At 62.3% G+C, this 20,195-nt stretch carries 20 protein-coding genes; 10 read left to right on the top strand and 10 right to left on the bottom strand.

The window, feature by feature from the left end; all coding sequences use genetic code 11:
- Window positions 1-8 precede the first annotated feature (8 nt).
- The 6 genes from secD to queA all read right to left on the bottom strand — a co-directional run bounded on the left by secD (window position 9) and on the right by queA (window position 8,858).
- Window positions 9-1,868 (bottom strand): protein translocase subunit SecD, encoded by a 1,860-nt coding sequence (gene secD, locus JLC71_RS02530; RefSeq protein ID WP_200917114.1) that lies wholly within the window; start codon window positions 1,866-1,868, stop codon window positions 9-11.
- A gap of 82 nt (window positions 1,869-1,950) precedes the next feature.
- Entirely contained in the window at window positions 1,951-2,274 is a 324-nt protein-coding gene (gene yajC, locus JLC71_RS02525) for a preprotein translocase subunit YajC (RefSeq protein WP_200917113.1), read from the bottom strand.
- Between the two features lie 472 nt (window positions 2,275-2,746).
- On the bottom strand, window positions 2,747-3,877 hold the full coding sequence (gene tgt, locus JLC71_RS02520; RefSeq protein WP_200917112.1) for a tRNA guanosine(34) transglycosylase Tgt: 1,131 nt from the start codon (window positions 3,875-3,877) through the stop codon (window positions 2,747-2,749).
- 175 nt (window positions 3,878-4,052) lie between these two features.
- The gene (locus JLC71_RS02515; RefSeq protein ID WP_200917111.1) at window positions 4,053-4,832 is read right to left on the bottom strand and encodes a tetratricopeptide repeat protein; all 780 of its coding nucleotides are present in this window, start codon (window positions 4,830-4,832) and stop codon (window positions 4,053-4,055) included.
- 63 nt (window positions 4,833-4,895) lie between these two features.
- Complete coding sequence (locus JLC71_RS02510; protein ID WP_200917110.1) at window positions 4,896-7,721, bottom strand: bifunctional 2',3'-cyclic-nucleotide 2'-phosphodiesterase/3'-nucleotidase; 2,826 nt, start codon at window positions 7,719-7,721, stop codon at window positions 4,896-4,898.
- A gap of 105 nt (window positions 7,722-7,826) precedes the next feature.
- On the bottom strand, window positions 7,827-8,858 hold the full coding sequence (gene queA / locus JLC71_RS02505; protein WP_200917109.1) for a tRNA preQ1(34) S-adenosylmethionine ribosyltransferase-isomerase QueA: 1,032 nt from the start codon (window positions 8,856-8,858) through the stop codon (window positions 7,827-7,829).
- Window positions 8,859-9,090: 232 nt separating this feature from the next.
- Here queA and aroQ point away from each other — a divergent pair, with 232 nt between their 5' ends.
- The 10 genes from aroQ to JLC71_RS02460 all read left to right on the top strand — a co-directional run bounded on the left by aroQ (window position 9,091) and on the right by JLC71_RS02460 (window position 15,920).
- Entirely contained in the window at window positions 9,091-9,546 is a 456-nt protein-coding gene (gene aroQ, locus JLC71_RS02500; RefSeq protein WP_200917108.1) for a type II 3-dehydroquinate dehydratase, read from the top strand.
- A 65-nt stretch (window positions 9,547-9,611) separates the two neighbouring features.
- Entirely contained in the window at window positions 9,612-10,064 is a 453-nt protein-coding gene (accB, locus tag JLC71_RS02495; RefSeq protein WP_200917107.1) for an acetyl-CoA carboxylase biotin carboxyl carrier protein, read from the top strand.
- 69 nt (window positions 10,065-10,133) lie between these two features.
- Entirely contained in the window at window positions 10,134-10,265 is a 132-nt protein-coding gene (locus JLC71_RS16585) for a hypothetical protein (RefSeq protein ID WP_255517332.1), read from the top strand.
- Complete coding sequence (accC, locus tag JLC71_RS02490) at window positions 10,258-11,625, top strand: acetyl-CoA carboxylase biotin carboxylase subunit (protein ID WP_200917106.1); 1,368 nt, start codon at window positions 10,258-10,260, stop codon at window positions 11,623-11,625. The genes JLC71_RS16585 and accC overlap by 8 nt, the downstream gene beginning before the upstream one ends.
- 98 nt (window positions 11,626-11,723) lie before the next feature.
- Window positions 11,724-12,611, top strand: a complete 888-nt coding sequence (prmA, locus tag JLC71_RS02485; RefSeq protein ID WP_200917105.1) for a 50S ribosomal protein L11 methyltransferase — start codon at window positions 11,724-11,726, stop codon at window positions 12,609-12,611.
- A gap of 39 nt (window positions 12,612-12,650) precedes the next feature.
- Window positions 12,651-13,568, top strand: a complete 918-nt coding sequence (locus JLC71_RS02480) for a DUF3426 domain-containing protein (RefSeq protein ID WP_200918234.1) — start codon at window positions 12,651-12,653, stop codon at window positions 13,566-13,568.
- Window positions 13,565-13,942: a glycine cleavage system protein GcvH gene (gcvH, locus tag JLC71_RS02475; RefSeq protein ID WP_200917104.1), complete on the top strand. Its 378-nt coding sequence runs from the start codon at window positions 13,565-13,567 to the stop codon at window positions 13,940-13,942. Before JLC71_RS02480 ends, gcvH begins: the two co-directional genes overlap by 4 nt.
- A gap of 113 nt (window positions 13,943-14,055) precedes the next feature.
- Window positions 14,056-14,556 carry a thiol peroxidase gene (gene tpx / locus JLC71_RS02470; protein ID WP_200917103.1) on the top strand — a complete coding sequence of 167 codons (501 nt, stop codon included), beginning with the start codon at window positions 14,056-14,058 and terminating at the stop codon, window positions 14,554-14,556.
- Window positions 14,557-14,653: 97 nt separating this feature from the next.
- Complete coding sequence (locus tag JLC71_RS02465) at window positions 14,654-15,139, top strand: hypothetical protein (RefSeq protein WP_200917102.1); 486 nt, start codon at window positions 14,654-14,656, stop codon at window positions 15,137-15,139.
- Window positions 15,140-15,149: 10 nt separating this feature from the next.
- On the top strand, window positions 15,150-15,920 hold the full coding sequence (locus tag JLC71_RS02460) for a DUF3025 domain-containing protein (protein ID WP_200917101.1): 771 nt from the start codon (window positions 15,150-15,152) through the stop codon (window positions 15,918-15,920).
- Here the strand turns inward: JLC71_RS02460 and JLC71_RS02455 are convergent.
- The 4 genes from JLC71_RS02455 to JLC71_RS02440 form a co-directional block, all read right to left on the bottom strand.
- Window positions 15,912-16,325 (bottom strand): carboxymuconolactone decarboxylase family protein, encoded by a 414-nt coding sequence (locus JLC71_RS02455; RefSeq protein WP_200917100.1) that lies wholly within the window; start codon window positions 16,323-16,325, stop codon window positions 15,912-15,914. The genes JLC71_RS02460 and JLC71_RS02455 overlap by 9 nt on opposite strands.
- The gene (locus JLC71_RS02450; RefSeq protein ID WP_200917099.1) at window positions 16,279-16,710 is read right to left on the bottom strand and encodes a MerR family transcriptional regulator; all 432 of its coding nucleotides are present in this window, start codon (window positions 16,708-16,710) and stop codon (window positions 16,279-16,281) included. Before JLC71_RS02450 ends, JLC71_RS02455 begins: the two co-directional genes overlap by 47 nt.
- 87 nt (window positions 16,711-16,797) lie before the next feature.
- Window positions 16,798-17,493 (bottom strand): two-component system response regulator KdpE, encoded by a 696-nt coding sequence (gene kdpE, locus JLC71_RS02445; protein WP_200917098.1) that lies wholly within the window; start codon window positions 17,491-17,493, stop codon window positions 16,798-16,800.
- Window positions 17,493-20,120 (bottom strand): sensor histidine kinase, encoded by a 2,628-nt coding sequence (locus JLC71_RS02440; RefSeq protein ID WP_200917097.1) that lies wholly within the window; start codon window positions 20,118-20,120, stop codon window positions 17,493-17,495. Before JLC71_RS02440 ends, kdpE begins: the two co-directional genes overlap by 1 nt.
- Window positions 20,121-20,195 lie beyond the last annotated feature (75 nt).

Here is a 20,195-nt window from a genome sequence, read left to right as displayed (position 1 = left end):
TGCGGCCCTTATGCTTGCTTCTGATCCGGCACCCACACCTGACCGATCGACAGACCGGTTACGCGGCGGCGGTAGCCGTAAATCAGATTGATGATGCCGCGCGATACTACGACCGCACTGAACATCGAAGTGAGAATGCCAAGGCAGTGCACCACGGCAAAGCCGCGCACCGCGCCCGAACCGAAGATCAACAGCGCGACACCGGCAATCAGGGTGGTGACGTTCGAGTCCAGAATCGTCGCCCACGCATGGCTGTAGCCGTTCGAAATGGCTGCCTGCGGCGTCATGCCGTTGCGCAGCTCTTCGCGAATCCGCTCATTGATCAGCACGTTCGAGTCAATCGCCATACCCAGCGTCAGCGCGATCGCCGCAATCCCCGGCAACGTCAGCGTGATGCCGACCGCCGACAACAGCGCCACCAGCAACAACAGGTTGCCAGCCAGCGATACCGCCGACACCACGCCGAACACGCGGTAATAGAAAATCATGAAGATCGCGATCGCGGCAAAGCCGTACAGCGTCGAATCGAAGCCCTTCTTGATGTTGTCCTTGCCCAGGCTAGGACCGATGGTGCGCTCCTCGACGATGTTCATCGGCGCAGCCAGTGAACCCGCACGCAACAGCAGCGCGGTGTCGTTGGCTTCGGCAACGCCCATCGAGCCGGAAATCTGCACGCGACCACCACCGATTTCGGCGCGAACCACCGGAGCGGTGACGACTTCGCCCTTGCCTTTCTCGACCAGGATCATCGCAATGCGCTTGCCGATGTTGTCGCGACTCAGATCCTTGAAGATCCGCGCGCCGGTCGAGTCAAGGTTGAGGTTGACCGAGGCTTCGTTCTGCTCGTCAAAACCGGCTTGCGCATCGTTGATGTTGTCGCCGGTCAGCTCGACCTCTTTCTTCACCAGGATCGGTGCATTCTGGCCGTTGCCGCGACGCTCGGTCATCAGCTCGGTGCCGGCAGGCACATTACCGGCGATCGCCGCTTGCAGATTGGCCGGATCGTCGTCAACCAGACGCACTTCCAGCGTTGCGGTACGGCCGAGAATATCCTTGGCCTTGGCGGTATCCTGCACCCCCGGCAATTGCACCACGATGCGGCCCGGACCTTGCTGCTGAATGATCGGCTCGGCCACGCCCAGTTCGTTCACCCGGTTGTGCAAGGTGGTGATGTTCTGCTTGACCGCGTCCTCGGACAGTTTCAGCAGCGCGGCTTGCGGATAGGTCACGACGACCTTGTTGCTGCTGCCATCCTTGACCACGCTCACGTCCAGCGTCGGCAGCAACTTGCGGATCAGCGGCGCGGTGGCGTCGACGGTCTCGGCATCGCGCAGTTGTACTTCGACCGTGTCACGGCCGCGGGTCACGCTGCCATAACGAATCTTCTTGTCCTTGAGCTCGCGACGAACGTCACCAGCGGTCTTTTCCAGCGCCTTGTCGACCGCGGCCTTCATGTCGACTTCAAGCAGGAAGTGCACGCCGCCACGCAGATCGAGGCCGAGGAACATCGGCTTGGCGCCGATGGACTGCAACCACGACGGGGTTTGCGGCAGCAGGTTCAGCGCCACGACATAATCGTCGCCCAGCGCCGACTGCAAGGCATCCTTGGCCTTGAGCTGGGTATCGATATCCTTGAAGCGCAGTTTCACCGACGCGCCGTCGAACAGCACGTCTTCCGGACTCAGGCCGGCTTGCGTCACTGCGGCGATAGCCCGGGTCTTCGTCGACTGATCGACCTTGACCATGGTGCGCGCGCTGGAAATCTGCACGGCAGGGCTCTCACCGAAGAAGTTCGGCAAGGTATAGAGGAAGGCCGCGACCAGAGCCACGGCGATCAGGATGAATTTCCACAACGGGTAGCGGTTCATTGCATGCCCTTAAACCTTGAGTGCGGCTTGCAAACTGCAAGCCAGAAAGCACAAAGGGGCAGCCGTGGCCGCCCCAACGTGATTACTTGTTGTTTTTGATGGTGCCTTTTTCCAGACGCTGCGACACCGAAGCGCGCTGCACCAGGATCTCGACGTTGTCAGCCAGTTCCAGCGTGATGTACTGCTCGCTGACCTTGACGATGCGCCCCAGGGTGCCACCGGAGGTCACGACCTCGTCGCCCTTTTGCAGCGCGTCGAGCATGGCTCGCTGTTCCTTGGCGCGCTTCTGCTGCGGACGGATCAGCAGGAAGTAGAAGAGCACAAAAATCACGACCATCGGCAGGAACTGCATGAAGCCAGCGGCAGACGAGGCAGCGTCAGCAGCGTAAGCGGGAGCGATAAACATCGGTCGGGCCTTTATAAAGTGTCAAAAAAACGAAGCTGGCCATTCTAGCCCGCCCCCTGTCTGAAATCTACCGGCATCCTTCACGCAATGCACAGTGCATGCGGTGGAATCACCGCAAGGCAATAGACGGAAACCCCAGCATGCAGCCTTGCTTTCCGGATAACCGGCACGGCACCGGCGATCGACGGCCGGGCTTGAGCAACAAACCCATGTCGCCGGGTGCAAGGAGAAGGCAAGTGCCGCCCCGAAAAGTTGCATCCGGATACGAGAAGCAAGCACAACCGGGCTCAGGAGAGGGACAAGCGGCCACCGTCATGCGCAGCGGGTGCGACCGATACCGCTCAGCCGGAGCCAAGCCAAGCTTGGGGCCAGTCAAATTCCGGCAGCGGGCGGCGAAAAGCCCTCAACCGGACAAGAAAAAACCCGGCGCGGCATCAGGCCGGGCCGGGTTTGATCGTCGACCAGCCGCGGCTTAGTCGATACCGCGCGCGCGATCGGCACGAAAACGCGCGACGAAGGCAGGGAAAGCGTCGATCTCGATCGCCGCACGCATCTCGGCCATCAGCACTTGGTAATAGCGCAGGTTATGCATGGTGTTGAGCTGCGAGCCGAGAATTTCGCCCGAGCGGAACAGGTGGTGCAGATAGGCACGGCTGAAGTTTTTGCAGGTATAGCAATCGCAGGTTTCATCCAGCGGGCGCTCGTCGAGCCGGTGCTTGGCGTTCTTGATCTTGATGTCGCCAAAGCGCGTGAACAGCATGCCGTTGCGGGCGTTGCGGGTCGGCATCACGCAGTCGAACATGTCGATGCCCTGGCTGACGCCGTAGACCAGGTCTTCCGGCGTGCCGACGCCCATCAAATAGCGCGGCTTGTTTTCCGGCAGGCGCGGCGCGGTGTGCGCGAGGATGCGCTCCATGTCGTCTTTCGGTTCGCCGACCGACAAACCGCCGATCGCCATGCCGTCGAAGCCGATATCGTCGAGGCCGGCGAGCGATTCATCGCGCAAATCCTCATACATGCCGCCCTGGACGATACCGAACAGCGCGTTCGGGTTTCCCAGCGCGTCGAACTCGCTACGCGAGCGCTTGGCCCAGCGGTAGGACATGCGCATCGAATCGCCGGCCTGCTTGCGATCGGCCGGATACGGCGTGCATTCGTCGAAGATCATCACGATGTCGGAATTGAGCGTCTTCTGAATCCGCATCGATTCTTCCGGCGTCAGAAACAGCTTGTCACCGTTGACCGGGCTCTGGAACTTCACGCCCTCTTCGGTGATCTTGCGAAAATCGCCAAGGCTGAACACCTGAAAGCCGCCCGAATCGGTGAGGATGGGTTTATCCCAGCCCATGAACTGATGCAGCCCGCCAAACTTGCTGATGACGTCCAGCCCCGGGCGCAGCCACAGATGGAAGGTATTGCCCAGGCAGATTTGCGCTTCGATCTCGGTGAGATCGCGCGGCGTCATCGCCTTGACGGTGCCGTAGGTGCCGACCGGCATGAACACCGGCGTTTCGACCACACCGTGATTGAGTTGCAGCGTGCCACGTCGTGCGCCGCCGGAAGTCGCGCGCAGCGTGAACTGCAAGCCGTTTTTCGTCGTCATGCTTACTCCTTATGCCGCCGGAAAACAGTCCGGCGCAAAAAACCAAAGGGGCCGCACATCGCAGCCCCGGCAAGAGCGCGAAATTACCACGCCCTGCGGCAGGATGACCACCCGGCTATTACCGCCGGATAGACACAATCGACGGAATCGCGTCCGCAAAACATCCGGGCCCGCTTTAAAACAGCGCCACACGCGAATGCGGCATATGGCACTTCGCGGCGTGGCCGGCGTACTCCCCCAGGAACTGCGCTTGATGCGGATCAACCGCCAGGCCCAGTTCACCGTGCGCATAGGCCAGCGACAGCGTCTGCAGCGCCGCGGCGTGCTCCTGATTCGCGGCTAGCTGATACCAGTGCAGCGCCTGCGCATCGTCGTGCGCAACGCCTTCGCCGGCACGATAGCGATTGCCGAGCATGAACATCGCATTGGCGTCACCGCTCGCGGCGGCCTTCACCAGCAGCTGCTGGCCTGCGGGCAGGTTCGCCGCCCCACCCTCCCCGCGCAACAGCATCGTCGCCAACCTGAATTGCGCCGCGGGCAGATCACCGGCACGCTCGAACCAGCGCCGAGCGCCGGCCACATCCACCGGCACGCTACGCCCCTGCAGATACGCCATCCCCAGCTGATAAGCCGATTCGCCATCGCCGTGCGCTGCGCCCTGGCGATACCAGCTCAGAGATTGCTGCAATGCCTGCGGTGTTGCCGCTTCGCCGGCGAGTTCGGCCAGTGTGCGCGCCGCCAGCGGATTGCCATCCTGCGCCAACCGCTGCAGTTGTTGTTCGCTCTGCGGGCGATGCGCCTGCACATCAAGCTTCAGTTGCTGCACCGCGCTAGCGGGCACGGCCACGGCATCGGCATGCCGGGCGTGACTCTGCGAGAGCAGCACGGCACCGACGACAAACGCCGCCAGCAGCGCGCACGCCAGCCAGCGCTTCGGCCTGGAAAGCATCAACATGGATCGTTCCCCAATGAAAACGCCCCGGCGCCGGGCCGGGGCTGAGTGAGATTACGAAGGCGTTTACAGGCTCAGATCAAGCTTGTAGATCGAGCCGCTCTTGTCGGCCTTGTCTTCAATTTTGAAGACATTGGCGATGCCATCGGCACGGGCCACCGCCTCGGCATCCAGCGCCGATTCGAACAGCACACGTCCGGCCAGCGTGACCTTGGCAAAGCGCCAGTTGCCATCGCTGCCTTGCGCTGCACGGGTCAGCGTCTTCTGCGCCTTGATGTAGGCGACGATGATGTCGCGGTTGGCATCGGGCGCATCAAAGATCGTCTTACTGCCATCGAGACTGGTGAAACCACCACCACCGCTGGCGCGATAGTTGTTGGTCGCCACGATGAACTCCTGACCGGCCGGCAGCGGCTGGCCCTTCCAGCGCAGATTGACGATGCGGCTGCCCTTGGGCTTGGTCACGTCGATCTCGTACTGCACGCCGTCGATCTGGTCGAAGTTGTACGACGGGAAGCTGCCGTTGATCAGTTGCTGATCAGCCGTCTTGCTAGGGTCGATCTGGTTGAACTGTTCGGCGGCTTTCTCCAGCCACGCCTTCATCGTTGCGCCATCGATCTTCACCGCTTGCAGCGTGTTCGGGTACAGATACAGATCGGCCACGTTCTTGATCGCCACGCCACCCGCCGGGATATCGGTGTAACCGGTGGCACGGAAGTTGGACTTGAACGGCGCGGCTGCCGACAACACCGGCAGGCTGGCGTACTGCGGCAGATTGGTCTTGACGTACTTCTCGACGTAATCCCGCTGCGCCGCATTGATCAGCTGCATCGCCGCGGTATCACCGACTTGCGAGAAAAACGAGCTGATACGGAACTCGGTATTGCCCACCGGCGTCGAGACGTAACGGATCGTGCCCTCGTGCTCCTTCTGCACCAGCTTGCCAATGGCGGCGTGCGGTGCGACCGCGACGGTGTCGTTGCCGACCTTGCTATTGATCGCACGCAGCTCGCCTTGCGATTGCGTGACTTTCCACTGCGCACCGTCATAGGTGATGCCCAGCTTCAGTACACCCAGGGTATTGCCCCAGAAACCGGCCATGACCGTCGGCACGCCGTTGACCAGACCCTTGACGTTGTCCACCCCGGCAATACCGGCGAAGTTCTTGCCGTCCGGGAAGTAGCTGTGCGAATGGCCCGAAACGATCGCATCGATGCCCGGCACCTTGGCAAGGTGGTAAACCGCGTTCTCCATGCTCGGCGAATACGTTGCCGCCGAGATGCCGCCGTGCGACAGCGCGACGACGATATCGGCACCGGCCTTGCGCATCGCCGGCACGTACTTCTCGGCCGACTCCTTGATGCCTTCAACGTAAACCTTGCCATCCAGATTGCGCTTGTCCCAGCTCATGATGCCCGGCGGCGCAAAGCCGATCACGCCCACCTTGAGCGCAATGCGCTTGCCGTCGGCGGTCTTGAAGGTGCGGTTGAGGATCACGTAGGGCGAGAACAACGGCTGCTTGTCGCTGGCGGCATAGGCATTCGACAGCACCAGCGGGAAGCGCGGCCCCATGCAGCCCTTGCGGTCCTCGGTACCCGGTACGCGCATCGCCGCGCCGGTCACTTGCGCCAGGAAAGGCAGGCCGTAATTGAATTCGTGGTTGCCGATATTGCCGGCGTCGTAGCGCATCAGGTTCATCACCTTGTACTGCGCCAGCGTGTCGTTGCAACTCACAGGGTTCACCTGCGCCTGATAGTCCGACAGCGACGTGCCCTGAATGGTATCGCCGTTATCCACCAGCAGATTGTTCGGCAGCTCGGCCCGCGCCTTGTCGATCAGCGTTGCGGTGCGTTCGAAACCGAGGGTGATGTCTTCCTGTGTTTTGTAGTAGTCGTAACTCTTGATATTGGTGTGCAGGTCGGTGGTCTGCAGGATGGCCAGATCAAGCTGCGTGCCCTTCTCGGCCTTGACCACGCCGACACCCGCCGGCACTGCGCCCCCCTTTTGCACCAGCTCGACCAACTTGGCGCTACCCAACTGCTGCGCCGCTTGCAGCAGCTTGTCCTGAATACGGTCGTGGAAGGTGTCGGCGGCGTAGAGCGGGTCGACCAGCGATTTGGCGCCTTCCTTGCCATCGAACTTGCCGTCGGCGAAGTCGCGTGCCAGTTGGCGCCCCAGCGCCAGTGCCGGACGTTGCGCCCCCAGCGCCACCTTGGCATCGGCAGCGTCGGCAGCCAGGGCCGGCTTGGCCTCATCGAGCCCATGCACCCCGGCCTTGGCCAGCGCGGCCAGTTTGAGCGCATAACGGCCGATTTCGTCATCATCGAGCGCGCCAGCGCCGGTCTTGGCATTCACCAGCTTCGGCGCCGATACGATGCTTTTGAGTTCCGGTGCGAATTGCGCGCGGACTTCTTCATTGATCTTGACGATGTCCGCAGCCGTCGCATCCGCCAGCTTGCCGCCCTTGCTGGCCAGCAGGCGCTGGTAAGCGATTTCGGTCAGCACGGTGACGCCGGCCTGCTCCTGCGCACTGGCCAGCACTGCATGCAAGGTTTCGCCGGCCGGCAGATCAAGTTCGGCACTGAGGCCTTCGTCGAAATACTTGGCGCCGGTCTTGCCGTTGACTTCAATCAGCAACGGGCCGCTGCTGGCGGCCAGCGACAGTTTCAGCACGCCACCAGCATCAAGGCTGCCGCTGCCGAGCACCTTGCCGTCAAGCGATTTGACGACGACATCGGCGCCCTGAATCTGCCCGAGCGAGGGCTGAACAAGCAGGCTGCTGGTCGCCTGCGCAGGCGTCGATGCCGAATTGTCGCCATCGGAACCGCCACATGCACTCAAGGCCAGTGCCAGCGCGGTGCACGCAACGCCCTTCTTGTTAATCTGATACATGCTCATCCTTCCCTTGTTTTGAAACTGTCATTTGGAGCCGGCAGCGTACCGAGGGCCTATGACAGCAAGGAAAAAGAGCCGTGACAGATTTACGTCGTCAGGATTTCAGTTTGAATGGAGCTCGCGCTCAAGCAGCATCGCATCGCCATAACTGAAGAAGCGATACTCGTTCGCAACCGCATGCGTATACGCGGCCTTCATCGTGTCGAGCCCGGCAAACGCGGCGACCAGCATCAGCAAGGTCGATTTGGGCAGGTGGAAGTTGGTGATCAGCCGGTCGACGACGCGGAACGTATATCCCGGCGTAATAAAGATATCGGTATCGCCCTCGGGAGCCATCAGTACGCCATGTTGCGACGATGCCTCCAGCGCGCGCAGACTGGTGGTACCCACGGCGATCACCCGCCCGCCCGCCGCCTTGGTAGCGCGGATCGCATCCTGCGTCGCCTGCGGAATCGAGTAGCGCTCGTGATGCATGATGTGGTCGGCAATATCGTCGACCCGCACCGGCATGAAGGTCCCGGCGCCGACGTGCAGCGTCAGGAACGCCGTACCAACCCCCATTCCGCGCAACTGCGCCAGCAATTCGTCGGTGAAGTGCAAACCCGCGGTCGGCGCCGCCACCGCGCCCGGATCGCGGGCGTAAACGGTTTGATAACGCTTGGCGTCCTCGTCATCCGGCGTATGGGTGATATACGGCGGCAGCGGCAGCCTGCCTGCCTGCTCCAGAATATCGAGTACCGACTCATCGCCGTCGAACTGCAAGAGGAACAGATCGCCGCGCCGCTCGATCATGGTGGCGTGCCAGCGTTCGGCAAAGACAATGCGGCTGCCCGGCTTGGGCGATTTGCTGGCGCGTACATGCGCCAGCGCCCGATGCGTATCGAGCACACGCTCGACCAGCGCCTCGACCGCACCACCGCTGGCTTTCTGGCCGAAAAGCCGCGCCTTGATCACCTTGGTGTCGTTGAACACCAGCAAATCTCCGGCACGCAGCAAATCGGGCAGGTCGCGAAACCAGCCATCGGTGCGCGTTTGGCCGTCAACGTGCAGCAAACGGCTGGCGCCACGTACTTCGGGCGGAAACTGGGCGATCAGGTGATCGGGCAAAAAATAATCGAAATCGGAAAGCTGCATCGGAGAAAACCGTGTAAAAAAGGAGCGGAGGTGCGGCGAAAGAGCGCGTAGCAAAACTACATCAGTATATCAGCCCACCTGAGCAGCAGCCCGCGAACCACCTGATGACACGCCGTTTTCAAACAGGCATTTCAAGGCCTAATTTCCGGTAATTTCGTCGATTTGGCTAGACAAGTGCCTTTCGGCTCGGCAAACTCCGGCCGATGATTTGGAACGAGACTGGGAGGTGAGCATGGCAAAAGCCCGCAATATCCTGGTGCTGCATGGCCCCAATCTCAATCTTCTGGGCGTGCGTGAACCACAGCACTATGGTGCCGATACACTGGCGGATATCAACGCCCGTCTGGTCGGCATCGCGGCACAACAGGGCGCCAAGCTTGAGGCTTTTCAGTCCAACCGCGAATACGAACTGATCGACCGTATCCACGCCGCACTTTCGGACGGCACAGACTTCATCGTCATCAACCCCGCCGCCTTCACTCACACCAGTGTGGCGCTGCGCGACGCGCTCGCCGGGGTCAAGATTCCCTTTGTAGAAGTGCACCTCTCCAATGTGCATGCTCGCGAATCGTTCCGACATCACTCCTACTTCTCTGATCTCGCCACCGGCGTGATCTGTGGCCTCGGGGCCAAAGGCTACGAATACGCGCTGGCCTTTGCGCTCGAAGCTGCCAATCCGGCGTCCTGAACGGACGTCCCCGTTTCCCCCAAAATGCGTCAAACAAGCATTGCCTATATTAAGAGGGTTGCCGTATGGATCTGCGTAAACTGAAAAAACTGATCGACCTCGTCGAGGAGTCCGGCATTGCCGAGCTCGAAGTCACCGAGGGCGAAGAAAAAGTCCGCATCACCCGCGTCAATCAGAACGCCGCTCCGACTTACTTCCAGCAAGCACCGATGCAGATGCAGGCGCCGATCGCCGCCGCACCGGTTGCCGCTGTCGTTGAAACCGCAGCAGCCTCACTGCCCGAGGGCACGCCGATCAAGTCGCCGATGGTCGGCACGTTCTACCGCTCGGCCAGCCCGGGCGCCAAGGCCTTTATCGAAGTTGGCCAGCAAGTGAATGCCGGCGACACGCTTTGCATTATTGAAGCGATGAAACTCCTGAACGAAATCGAAGCAGAAACCTCTGGCGTCATCAAGGCCATCCTCGTCGAGAACGGCCAGCCGGTCGAATACGGCGAACCGCTGTTCGTCATTGGCTGATTCTGTGCCGCAGCCCCAGCAGCGCCCCGGCGCCCCTGACGGTTGCTTCACGTCTCACGGAGTTCACAGATGTTTTTTGAAAAAGTACTGATCGCCAACCGCGGCGACCAGCAGCCCCAAGGCTGCGCAGCGGCGAAGCCAAATTGCGCCGTAGCCGCAGGCTACAAGTGCGATTTGGCCGCGGAGACCGCCCATGTTTGAAAAAGTCCTCATCGCCAATCGCGGCGAAATTGCGCTCAGAATCCTGCGCGCCTGCCGCGAAATGGGCATCAAAACCGTGGTCGTCCATTCGGAAATCGACCGCGAAGCCAAATACGTCAAGCTCGCCGACGAATCGGTCTGTATCGGTCCGAATCCGTCGCCGCAGAGCTATCTGAACATGGCCGCGATCATCTCCGCGGCCGAAGTCACCAATGCCAACGCGATCCATCCGGGTTACGGCTTTCTTGCCGAGAACGCCGATTTCGCCCAGCGCGTTGAAGAGTCCGGCTTTGCCTTTATCGGCCCGAAACCCGAATCGATCCGCATCATGGGCGACAAGGTGTCGGCCAAGAATGCGATGAAACTGGCCGGCGTGCCGTGCGTGCCGGGTTCGGAAGGCGCACTGTCGGACGACCCGAAGGAAATCCTCGCGACCGGCAAGCAAGTCGGTTATCCGGTGATCATCAAGGCCGCTGGCGGTGGCGGTGGTCGTGGCATGCGCGTGGTGCATAACGAAGAGGAGTTGCTGCGCTCGGTCGAAATGACCAAGTCCGAAGCCGGCGCCGCCTTCGGCAATCCGACCGTGTACATGGAGCGCTACCTGCAGACGCCGCGTCACGTCGAGATCCAGATCCTCGCCGATCAGCATGGCAATGCGATTTATCTGGGCGAACGCGATTGCTCGATGCAGCGCCGCCATCAAAAAGTGATTGAAGAAGCGCCGGGCCCGGGCATCACCGAGGCACAACGCAAGAAGGTCGGCGAGGCCTGCGCCGAAGCCTGCCGCCAGATCGGCTATCGCGGCGCGGGTACGTTCGAATTCCTGTACGAAAACGGCGAGTTCTTCTTTATCGAGATGAACACCCGCGTTCAGGTCGAACACCCGGTGACCGAAATGATCACCGGTATCGACATCGTGCAGGAGCAGATCCGCGTTGCCGCCGGCCTGCCGCTGCGTTACGCGCAAAAGGACGTCAAGCTCAAGGGCCATTCGATCGAGTGCCGGATCAACGCCGAAGATCCGCTCAAGTTCGTACCGAGCCCGGGCCGGATCACCACCTGGCACACGCCGGGCGGCCCTGGCGTGCGCGTCGATTCGCATGTGTATCAGGGCTACTTCGTACCGCCGAATTACGACTCGATGATCGGCAAGATCATCACTTACGGCGATACCCGCGAACAGGCAATGGCGCGGATGCGCATCGCACTGTCGGAGATGGTCGTACAGGGGATTTCGACCAATATCCCCTTGCACCAGCAGCTGTTGCTCGATGCAGAATTCATCAAGGGCGGCACCAGCATCCACTATCTTGAGCACAGAATGCCCGAGATTCGTGCCATTCTGGAAAAGCTGAGCTGATCGCACAGCAGCGCCAAAAAAAGGGCCTCACCGGCCCTTTTTTCATGTTCGTCCAGCCGTGAGACAATCACGGCCATCACTCTTCAGGAAAGCCCGACATGCCTTGGCAGGAATTGCGTATCACCACCGACTCGAAACATTCCGAAGCGCTGTCGGATGCCCTTTTTGATCTGGGCGTGCTTTCGGTCTCGATCGAAGACGCCGCCGCCGGCACCGATGCCGAAAAACCCATCTTCGGCGAGCCGGGCGAGCCCGTGGATCAGATGTGGGATCACAGCGTCGTCGTCGCGCATTTGTCCGACGAAATGGACCCGCAACTGACCGTAGCCGCCGCCGCCAACGCCATTGGCATCGCAGCACCGGCGTTTGAAATCGTTACCGTCGAAGATCAGGACTGGGTGCGGCTGACGCAATCGCAGTTCGATCCGATCCCGATTTCCAAGCGTTTGTGGATCACCCCGACGTGGCACGAATCACCCGATCCGGACGCCATCAATATCGTCCTCGACCCGGGCTTGGCCTTTGGTACCGGCAGCCATCCGACCACCCGCCTCTGCCTGCAATGGCTCGACGCCAATATCGCCGGCGGCGAAACGGTGCTCGACTACGGTTGCGGCTCGGGCATTCTGGCGATTGCCGCCAAAAAAGTCGGCGCCGGTGAAACCCACGGGGTCGATATCGATCCGCAAGCCATGGTTGCATCGAACCAGAACGCCGAGCAAAACGGCGTCGAGATCGTCTTCTTCCTGCCCGATGCGGCGCCCACCGGCGAGTACGACGTCGTGGTCGCCAATATCCTCACCAATCCGCTCAAGGCGTTGGCGCCGATGCTCGCCAGTCGAGTCAAGGTCGGCGGCCGGATTGCGCTCTCGGGCATACTCGCAGAGCAGGCCGACGATGTGATCACGATTTACAGCGCCTGGTTCGACTTCGCCACGCCAAACGAGGCCGAAGGCTGGGTGTGCTTGTCCGGCCGCAAGCGCTGACGCGTGCAGCAAGATGAATCCGGGCTACAATCTGCGGTCATGAGTTCGATTACCCGCTGCCCCAACTGTCACACGGCATTCAACGTCACCGCAGCGCAACTGGCCGCCCATCGCGGCAAGGTGCGCTGCGGCAAGTGTGCGTTCGTGTTCAACGCACTTGAATGCATGACGGCTCAGGCCGAGTCGCCGGCTGACGCCCCGGTCGACCCGACAATCACCGAAGCCGTAGCGGACGAGACGGCAGTCACGGTAGAGCCGCAACACGGCGCACCACACGCAGACAATGCCGTCGTAGCCGAATCACCGGAACCGGAACCGGAACCGGAACCGGAACCGGCAGTTGACGCGCTCGCCAGCGAGCCGGCAAGCGCCATCGTCGCCGAACCGGCTACGGCCTCGGCTGAGGCAGCCCCTTCCGATTACCGCCCCATTCGCACCATTGAGGACGACGCCTTGCTCGCGCCACCAGCGCCCCCTTCGCCGTGGCGCTGGATCTGGGTAGCCATCGCGGCGCTGGCGGTTTTTGTGCTGCTGACGCAGATTGCCCTGCGCTACCGCGCCACCTTGTCGACCGAATTGCCCTGGCTGCGGCCGATTTATGTCTCGGCATGCCAGAGCCTTGGTTGCGAGATGCCACTACCGCGCCACGCCGAATTGCTGCGCTCGGATTACTCCGAGCTCAGTTACGTGCCGGGCCGGCACAATCTGGTGCAACTCTCGGCCAGCCTGCGCAATCTTGCGGCGTATGAGCAGGCGCTGCCAACGATGGAACTCACGCTCACCAATGAGCGCGAGGAAGTCGTGGCGCGCAAACGCTTCACCCCGAGCCAATATCTGGTCGCCAGCGAAAAAAACCGCTCGCGGCTCGCCCCCAATGACGAGCTGCGCGCCTATCTGCAGCTCGATCTGGACAAACTCGATTCCTCCGGTTATTCGATTTACTGGTTCTATCCATGACAATTCCCGCTACGCTGCTTTATTCCGAAACCCACCAATGGGCCCGCTTCGACGATGACGGCCTGGTGACGGTCGGCATCACCCATTTCGCCCAATCAACGCTTGGCGACCTTGTTTACGTTGAATTGCCGGCGATTGGCCGTCAGGTCAAACAACAAGAAGCCGTCGCGCTGGTCGAGTCGGTCAAAAGCGCCTCCGACGTGAATTGCCCGCTCTCGGGTGAAATCGTCGAGACCAATCCCGCCGTGGTCGACAACCCCGAAGCGATCAACGACACGCCGTACGAAGCGTGGTTGTTCCGGCTACGCCCGAGCGATCTGGCCGAGCGCGCCGCCCTGCTGGATGCGGCTGCGTATGAAAAAGCGGTTGCCTGAGCAGAATGACCAAATGGCGCTTGAATCTCACCGATTCAGCGCCATTTGTATTCAGATGCGGCTCGTTAGAAGTCGCCCCGTAGACCACACCACATTGACCACAGGAGCATGCCATGTCCAGCGTAACCCTCGGCGGTAACCCGATCGAAGTCAGCGGTGCATTTCCGCAAGCCGGCGACGCCGCCAAGCCGTTCACCCTCGTCGGCAAGGATCTGGCCGACGTGTCACTGTCGGCCTTTGCCGGCAAGAACAAGGTGCTGAATATTTTCCCTAGCATCGACACCCCGACCTGCGCGACCTCGGTTCGCCACTTCAACGAATCGGCCTCCAAGCTCGCCAACACCGTGGTGCTGTGCATCTCGGCCGATCTGCCGTTCGCGCAAAACCGCTTCTGCGGCGCCGAAGGCCTGGAAAACGTCGTGACACTGTCGACCATGCGTGGCCGCCAGTTCCTGAACGATTATGGTGTTGAGTTCGCCACCGGCCCGCTGGTTGGCGTTGCCGCTCGCGCCGTGGTGGTGCTGGATGCGAACGACAAGGTGCTGCATGCCGAGCTCGTTGCCGAAATCAAAGATGAGCCGAACTACGAAGCCGCGCTGAAGGCGCTGGCGTAAATATGGCCCAGCGATCGTGACCGCGGTCACGATCTGCACCAGACAGATCGGCTAGAATGTAAGTTCTAGCCGATCTGTTTTTTTAGAGGCATCCGGAATGAAAAAATCGTTGCTGCTGATCGCATCGCTGCTGCTTGCGGTGCTCTTCACCATCCAGTACGCGCAGGCCGACGGCCCCCGGCTGACGGTGCGTTTCGCCAACCCGGCGTGGAATGGCATGGCGATTCCGGCAGGCCAGCAATGCGCCCAGCTCGGCGGCAAGGGCAACACGCCAGCACTGAATGTGTTCGATCTGCCCAGCGGCACCACGGCGCTGCAACTTGAATACAAGCAGCGCGGTGGCGCCAGCTTGGGCGTGCTCCGCTATGCCGTGGCTCAGAGCGCGGCCAGCGTACAGCTCACCAGCGTGACCGGCCAGCAGCCCGCATTGCCAAGCGGCTTCTCCTGGGTGGAGCAATCGACAGCCGGCGGCTACCAGCCACCGTGCAGTAAAGGCGCAGCTTACTTCTTGAGCGTGAAGGCGCTCGACGCCGGCGGCAAGACGCTGGGTGAAGGCAGGCTGGAGCTTGGCAAGCTGCAATGAGCCCATTGCAATGACACACTGGCCGGCGGCGCATTTCGCCACACATCCGGGCTACGCGCCGATCCGGTCGCTGCTGGAACGCATCAACCGCCTGCCGGACTGGCAAGACTGGCAGTTGCTTGGCTCCCCGGCCACCAACCGCCTCGGCCTGCCACTGCAATTCGTCGACCCCGATTCGCTGACGCAGTATTACGAAACCGAAATCCATGCGCTTGGGCGCATCGCCACGCGGCACAACTGGCACGACTGTTTTAACGCCGCGGTTTGGCATACCTTCCCGAAAGCCAAGGTCGCGCTGAATGCGCTGCACCAGCGCCACACCCACACCGGGCCACGCGGGCCGGTGCGCGATGCGGCAACGCTGCTCGACGAATGCGGGCTGATCGTCGCCTGCAGCGACCCAATACTGACCAACGCCTTGGTCGACCATGACTGGGCAACGCTGTTCCAGACCTGCCGCGACGACTGGGGCAAGCGGATCGAGGCGCTCTGTTTCGGCCACGCCAATTACGAATACCTGCTGTCGCCGTTTACCGGCCTGACCGGCAAATGCTGGCTGGTGCCGGTCAGCGACGACCACTTTGCGCTGCCACTGTTTGATCGTATCGCCGTACTCGACGCGCACATCGCAGCCGAGCTCGATGCCGATCGGCTGCTGCGACCGCGACAACTGCCACCGTTGCCCTTCCTCGGCATTCCCGGCTGGTGGGCGGAGCAGGACGATGCTTTCTATGCCGACAGCGGTTATTTCCGTCCGAAGCGGCGACCGGTTTCAGCCTGAATCACTGTCAAGCACCGCAAACACCTCCCGCGCCGCAAGCAGGCCGTTCAGCGCGGCCGGAAAACCGGCGTACACCGCCATCTGCATGATGACCTCGATCACCTCGTCACGCGTACAGCCGACATTGAGCGCGGCGCCGATATGCACTTTGAGTTGCGGCGCGGCGTTGCCGAGCGCGGTCAGCGCCGCAACAACGGCAACCTCTCGTGACTTCAGGTCAAGGCCCGGGCGCGAGTAGATGTCGCCAAACGGAAACTCGATCAGATAGCGGGCGAAATCGGGTGCGATATCGGCCAGCGAGGCGATCACCGCTTCGCCGGCGTGACCGTCTATTTCGCGCAGTTTTTCCAGGCCGCGTTCATAACGGTTGGTGGAGAGGGGGCTGGCGGGGAGGGCTGGGTTCATGGTCATGCTCCTTGGCTGCGAAATGAACCCTGTCCGCCTCCATGCGCCGGTATAGCGCGATCTTGTCGGCCAATTTGCCCAGATGGCTTTGCAGGCGCTGTACCTCCGCCTCGACACGGGCGGCGTGCGCCTGCAGCAGCTCGCGCCGCGGCGCCAGCGTCACATCGCCTTCGCGTCGCAACGCCGCGTAACGGCGCATCTGCTCGATCGGCATGCCGGTTTCGCGCAGCCGGATCAAAAAGCTCAGCCACGCCAGATCGGCCTGGCCGTAGCTGCGATGACCCGAAGCATTGCGCGTGACGCGGTCGATCAGGCCGATCTTCTCGTAGTAGCGCAAGGTGTCGGCGCTCAGACCGACGGTGGCGGCAAATTCGCTGATATTCATTGGAATGGACAGGGTGAGCCAAGGCTAATGCCTGGAGCTTACTCCAGGTCAAGCGCGATACTCCGCCGCCCGTCCGGGTGCCCCGCGCTACAGCACCAGCCGGTAGCCAACGCCGGTTTCGGTCAGCAAATGCTGTGGCTGCGCCGGATCGGCTTCGAGCTTCTGGCGCAGATGGCCCATATAGATGCGCAGATAGTGGCTGTGCTCTACATACGCCGGCCCCCAGACTTCGAGCAGCAGCTGCCGGTGCGTCAACACCTTGCCGGCGTGACGGATCAGCACCGACAGCAGCCGGTATTCGATCGGTGTCAGGTGTAGCGCCTCGTCATTGCGTCGTACATTGCGGCCGACGAGGTCGATTTCGACGTCGCCCATGCACACTTTGCCATCGCGGCTGGAGGCGTCCTGCTTGGCATGACGGCGCAGCAGCACGCGTACCCGTGCCAGCAACTCGGCCACGCCAAACGGTTTGCTCAGGTAATCATCGGCGCCGGCATCGAGCGCGGCGACCTTGTCGGCCTCCTGGGTACGCGCCGACAGCACCAGCACCGGTACATCGGAAAATGCGCGCAACTCGCGGATCAGCGTGATGCCGTCGCCATCGGGCAGACCAAGATCGAGAATCACCAGATCGGGCTGGCGCGTGCCAGCGGCGATCAGACCATCTCGCACGCTCCCGGCGGCGTGGCTGGTCATTCCTTCGCCTTCAAGCGCCAGCGCCACGAAACGGGCGATCTGGACTTCGTCTTCGATCACGACGACGGTAGGCGACAAAGTGGACATCAGGCAATTCCCTGCGGTAATTCATTCGGAAGCGGCGGCGGTGGGCGGCGCGGCAAGCGGACGTTGAACACGGCGCCGCCACCTGCGGCGGCAGCGACGGCGATGGAGCCACCGTGGGCATTGACGATGGCCCGGCACAGCGCCAGCCCCAGACCGACGCCACCAACGTTGCCCTCGGCCACCCCGCGGGTGAATTTGGCGAACAACTGATCTTCCTGCCCTTCCGGCAGACCCGGGCCGTTGTCGGCAACCGAGAGCAGCAGATAACCGGGCTCGACCCGTGCGCCAAGGATGATCGTACTCCCCGGCTTTGTGTACTTGGCTGCGTTGTCGAGCAGATTGACGAGTACGCGCTCGATCAGCACGGCATCGAACTCGACCAGCGGCAGATCGGCATCAAGATCGAGCTGCAAGGTGTGCGCCGACAGTCGTTGCCCCATCGCCCTGACCGTACCGCCGGCGACCTCTTCGACCGACTGCCAATCGCGTCGCAGCCTGACTTCGCCCGATTGCAGCCGCGCCATGTCCAGCAAGTTGGCGACGAGTTCGTTCATCCGCCCGGTTTCGTCGATCAATTGTGCCGCCAGCGATTGCGACACCGTATCGAGTGCCGGCTGCACCGCCAGCGTACTCGCCAGCCCGTGCAGCACCGTCAGCGGCGTGCGCAGATCGTGCGAAATCGTCGACAGCAGATTGTTGCGCAGCTGCTCGCCCTGCATCGACACCAGCGCCTCCTGCGCGACCTCGACGAAATGCACGCGCTCCAGCGCCAGACCGATCTGCGCGGCGCAGGTCGACAGAAAGCGTTCATTCTCCGGCCCCGGCATCCAGTCGCCGCGCGGCGTCAGCGCCAGCACGCCGCGTACGCGCACCGGTGCGGCAAGCGGCAGATAGAACGCCGGCGACGCCGGCAGCGTCCCGGTGCCGCGACCGGCCGGCTGGTTGTGACGAAACACCCAGTCGGCCACGGCCAGATCGACCGAGGAACCGCCGACATGCGACAGCACCTCATCGCGGCTCGGCAGCGCCAGGCCGACGTCGGCATCGACGCGGGGCGCCAGCTGCGCCAAGGCGATCTCGACCACCTGTTCATGGGTCAGCGCCACCGACAGCGCCCGCGTCAGCTCGTACAGCGCCGCCGTGCGCCGCTCGCGCCGCGTCGCCGCATCGGCCTGAAAGCGCAGTCGCGCCGAAAGCTGGCTGATCGTCAACGCCACGCCGAGCATCACCACGAAGGTCAGCAGATACTGGGTGTCCGAAACGCTGAACGACCACGTCGGCGGCACGAAAAAGAAATCAAACGCGGCAACGCTAAGCAGCGCCGACATCGCGCCGGCCAGCCGGCCGAAACGCACCGACACCAGCAGCACCGACACCAGATAGAGCATCACCACGTTCGGCAGCGCGATCAGCTTGGACAGCGGCATCATCAGCGCCGAGGTAATCGCGCAGCCGATCAACGCGGCGATCAAACCATCCTTGCGCGCACCGAAACTGAATCCGGCCAGCCAGTGCTGCGCCGGCGCATCGATACGGATCTCCTGCACCGCCAGCCCCGGCAGGCGTTCGAGCAATTTGGCCGCCAGCCCCGGACGCCAACGGCGCGGTGCCTCGCCGATGATGACCGTGCCGACATCGTGTTCGCGCGCATAGACGGCGATGGCATCGGCCGCTTCGCGTCCCGCCAGGGTGGCGGTTTCGGCACCGAGCGATTTGGCGAATTTGAGCGCGGCGAACAGCCGCGCACGCATCGCCGCGTCACGCGCCAGCGACGGCGACTCGACCAGCACCGCAAACCAGTCGGTCTTGAGCCGGCCAGCCAGCCGCGCCGCCAGCCGCACCAGCTTGTCGGGCTGGGTGCAGCGCGGCAGCACCACCATCACCCGCCCTTCGGAGGTCGGCGTACCGCCGCTGCTGCGCTCGGCGTCGACGCGCTCGGCGGTACGGCGCAGCGCCAGCTCGCGCAGTGCGATCAGGTTGGACTTGCGGAAGAAGTGCTCGCGCGCCCGGCTCGCGGCCTCGGCGATATACACCTTGCCCTCGGAGAGCCGCCCGAGCAATTCGTCCGGTGGCAGATCGACCAGCACCACGTCGTCAGCGGCGTCGAACACATGATCGGGCACTGTTTCGCGCACACGCACCCCGGTGAGCTGGCCGACGACGTCGTTCAGGCTCTCCAGATGCTGGACGTTGACCGTGGTGTAAACGTCGATGCCGGCAGCCAGTAGTTCGTCGATATCCTGCCAGCGCTTCGGGTGGCGGCTGCCGGGCACGTTGCTGTGCGCCAGTTCGTCGACCAGCAGCAAGGCCGGCGCGAGCGTCAGCGCGGCGTCGAGGTCGAACTCGTCGAGTTCGCGCCCCTGATGCGGCATGCGCCGACGCGGCAACACCGGTAGCCCGTCGAGCATTGCCATCGTCTCGGCACGGCCGTGCGTTTCGACCAGGCCGGCGACGACATTGACGCCCTGCGCCGCCTGCGCGCGCGCCTGGGTCAGCATCGCGTAGGTCTTGCCGACACCGGCATTGGCGCCGAAGAAGATTTTAAGGTGACCACGCTGCGCGCGTGCCTCGTCGGCCTTCAGTTCGGCCAGTAACAGATCAGGATCGGGACGTTGGTCGGTCGGCATCAAAGAGAACAAAGGTGGAATGAGGATATTTTAGAAAGGCCAGTACGCGAGGATACGTCCTGCAAGCGCTGCCGG

This window comes from Jeongeupia sp. HS-3, from assembly GCF_015140455.1.
Taxonomy (GTDB): Bacteria; Pseudomonadota; Gammaproteobacteria; order Burkholderiales; family Chitinibacteraceae; genus Jeongeupia.
The sequence above is the reverse complement of the archived record's forward strand: the minus strand, read 5'-3'. Positions and strand labels throughout refer to the sequence as shown.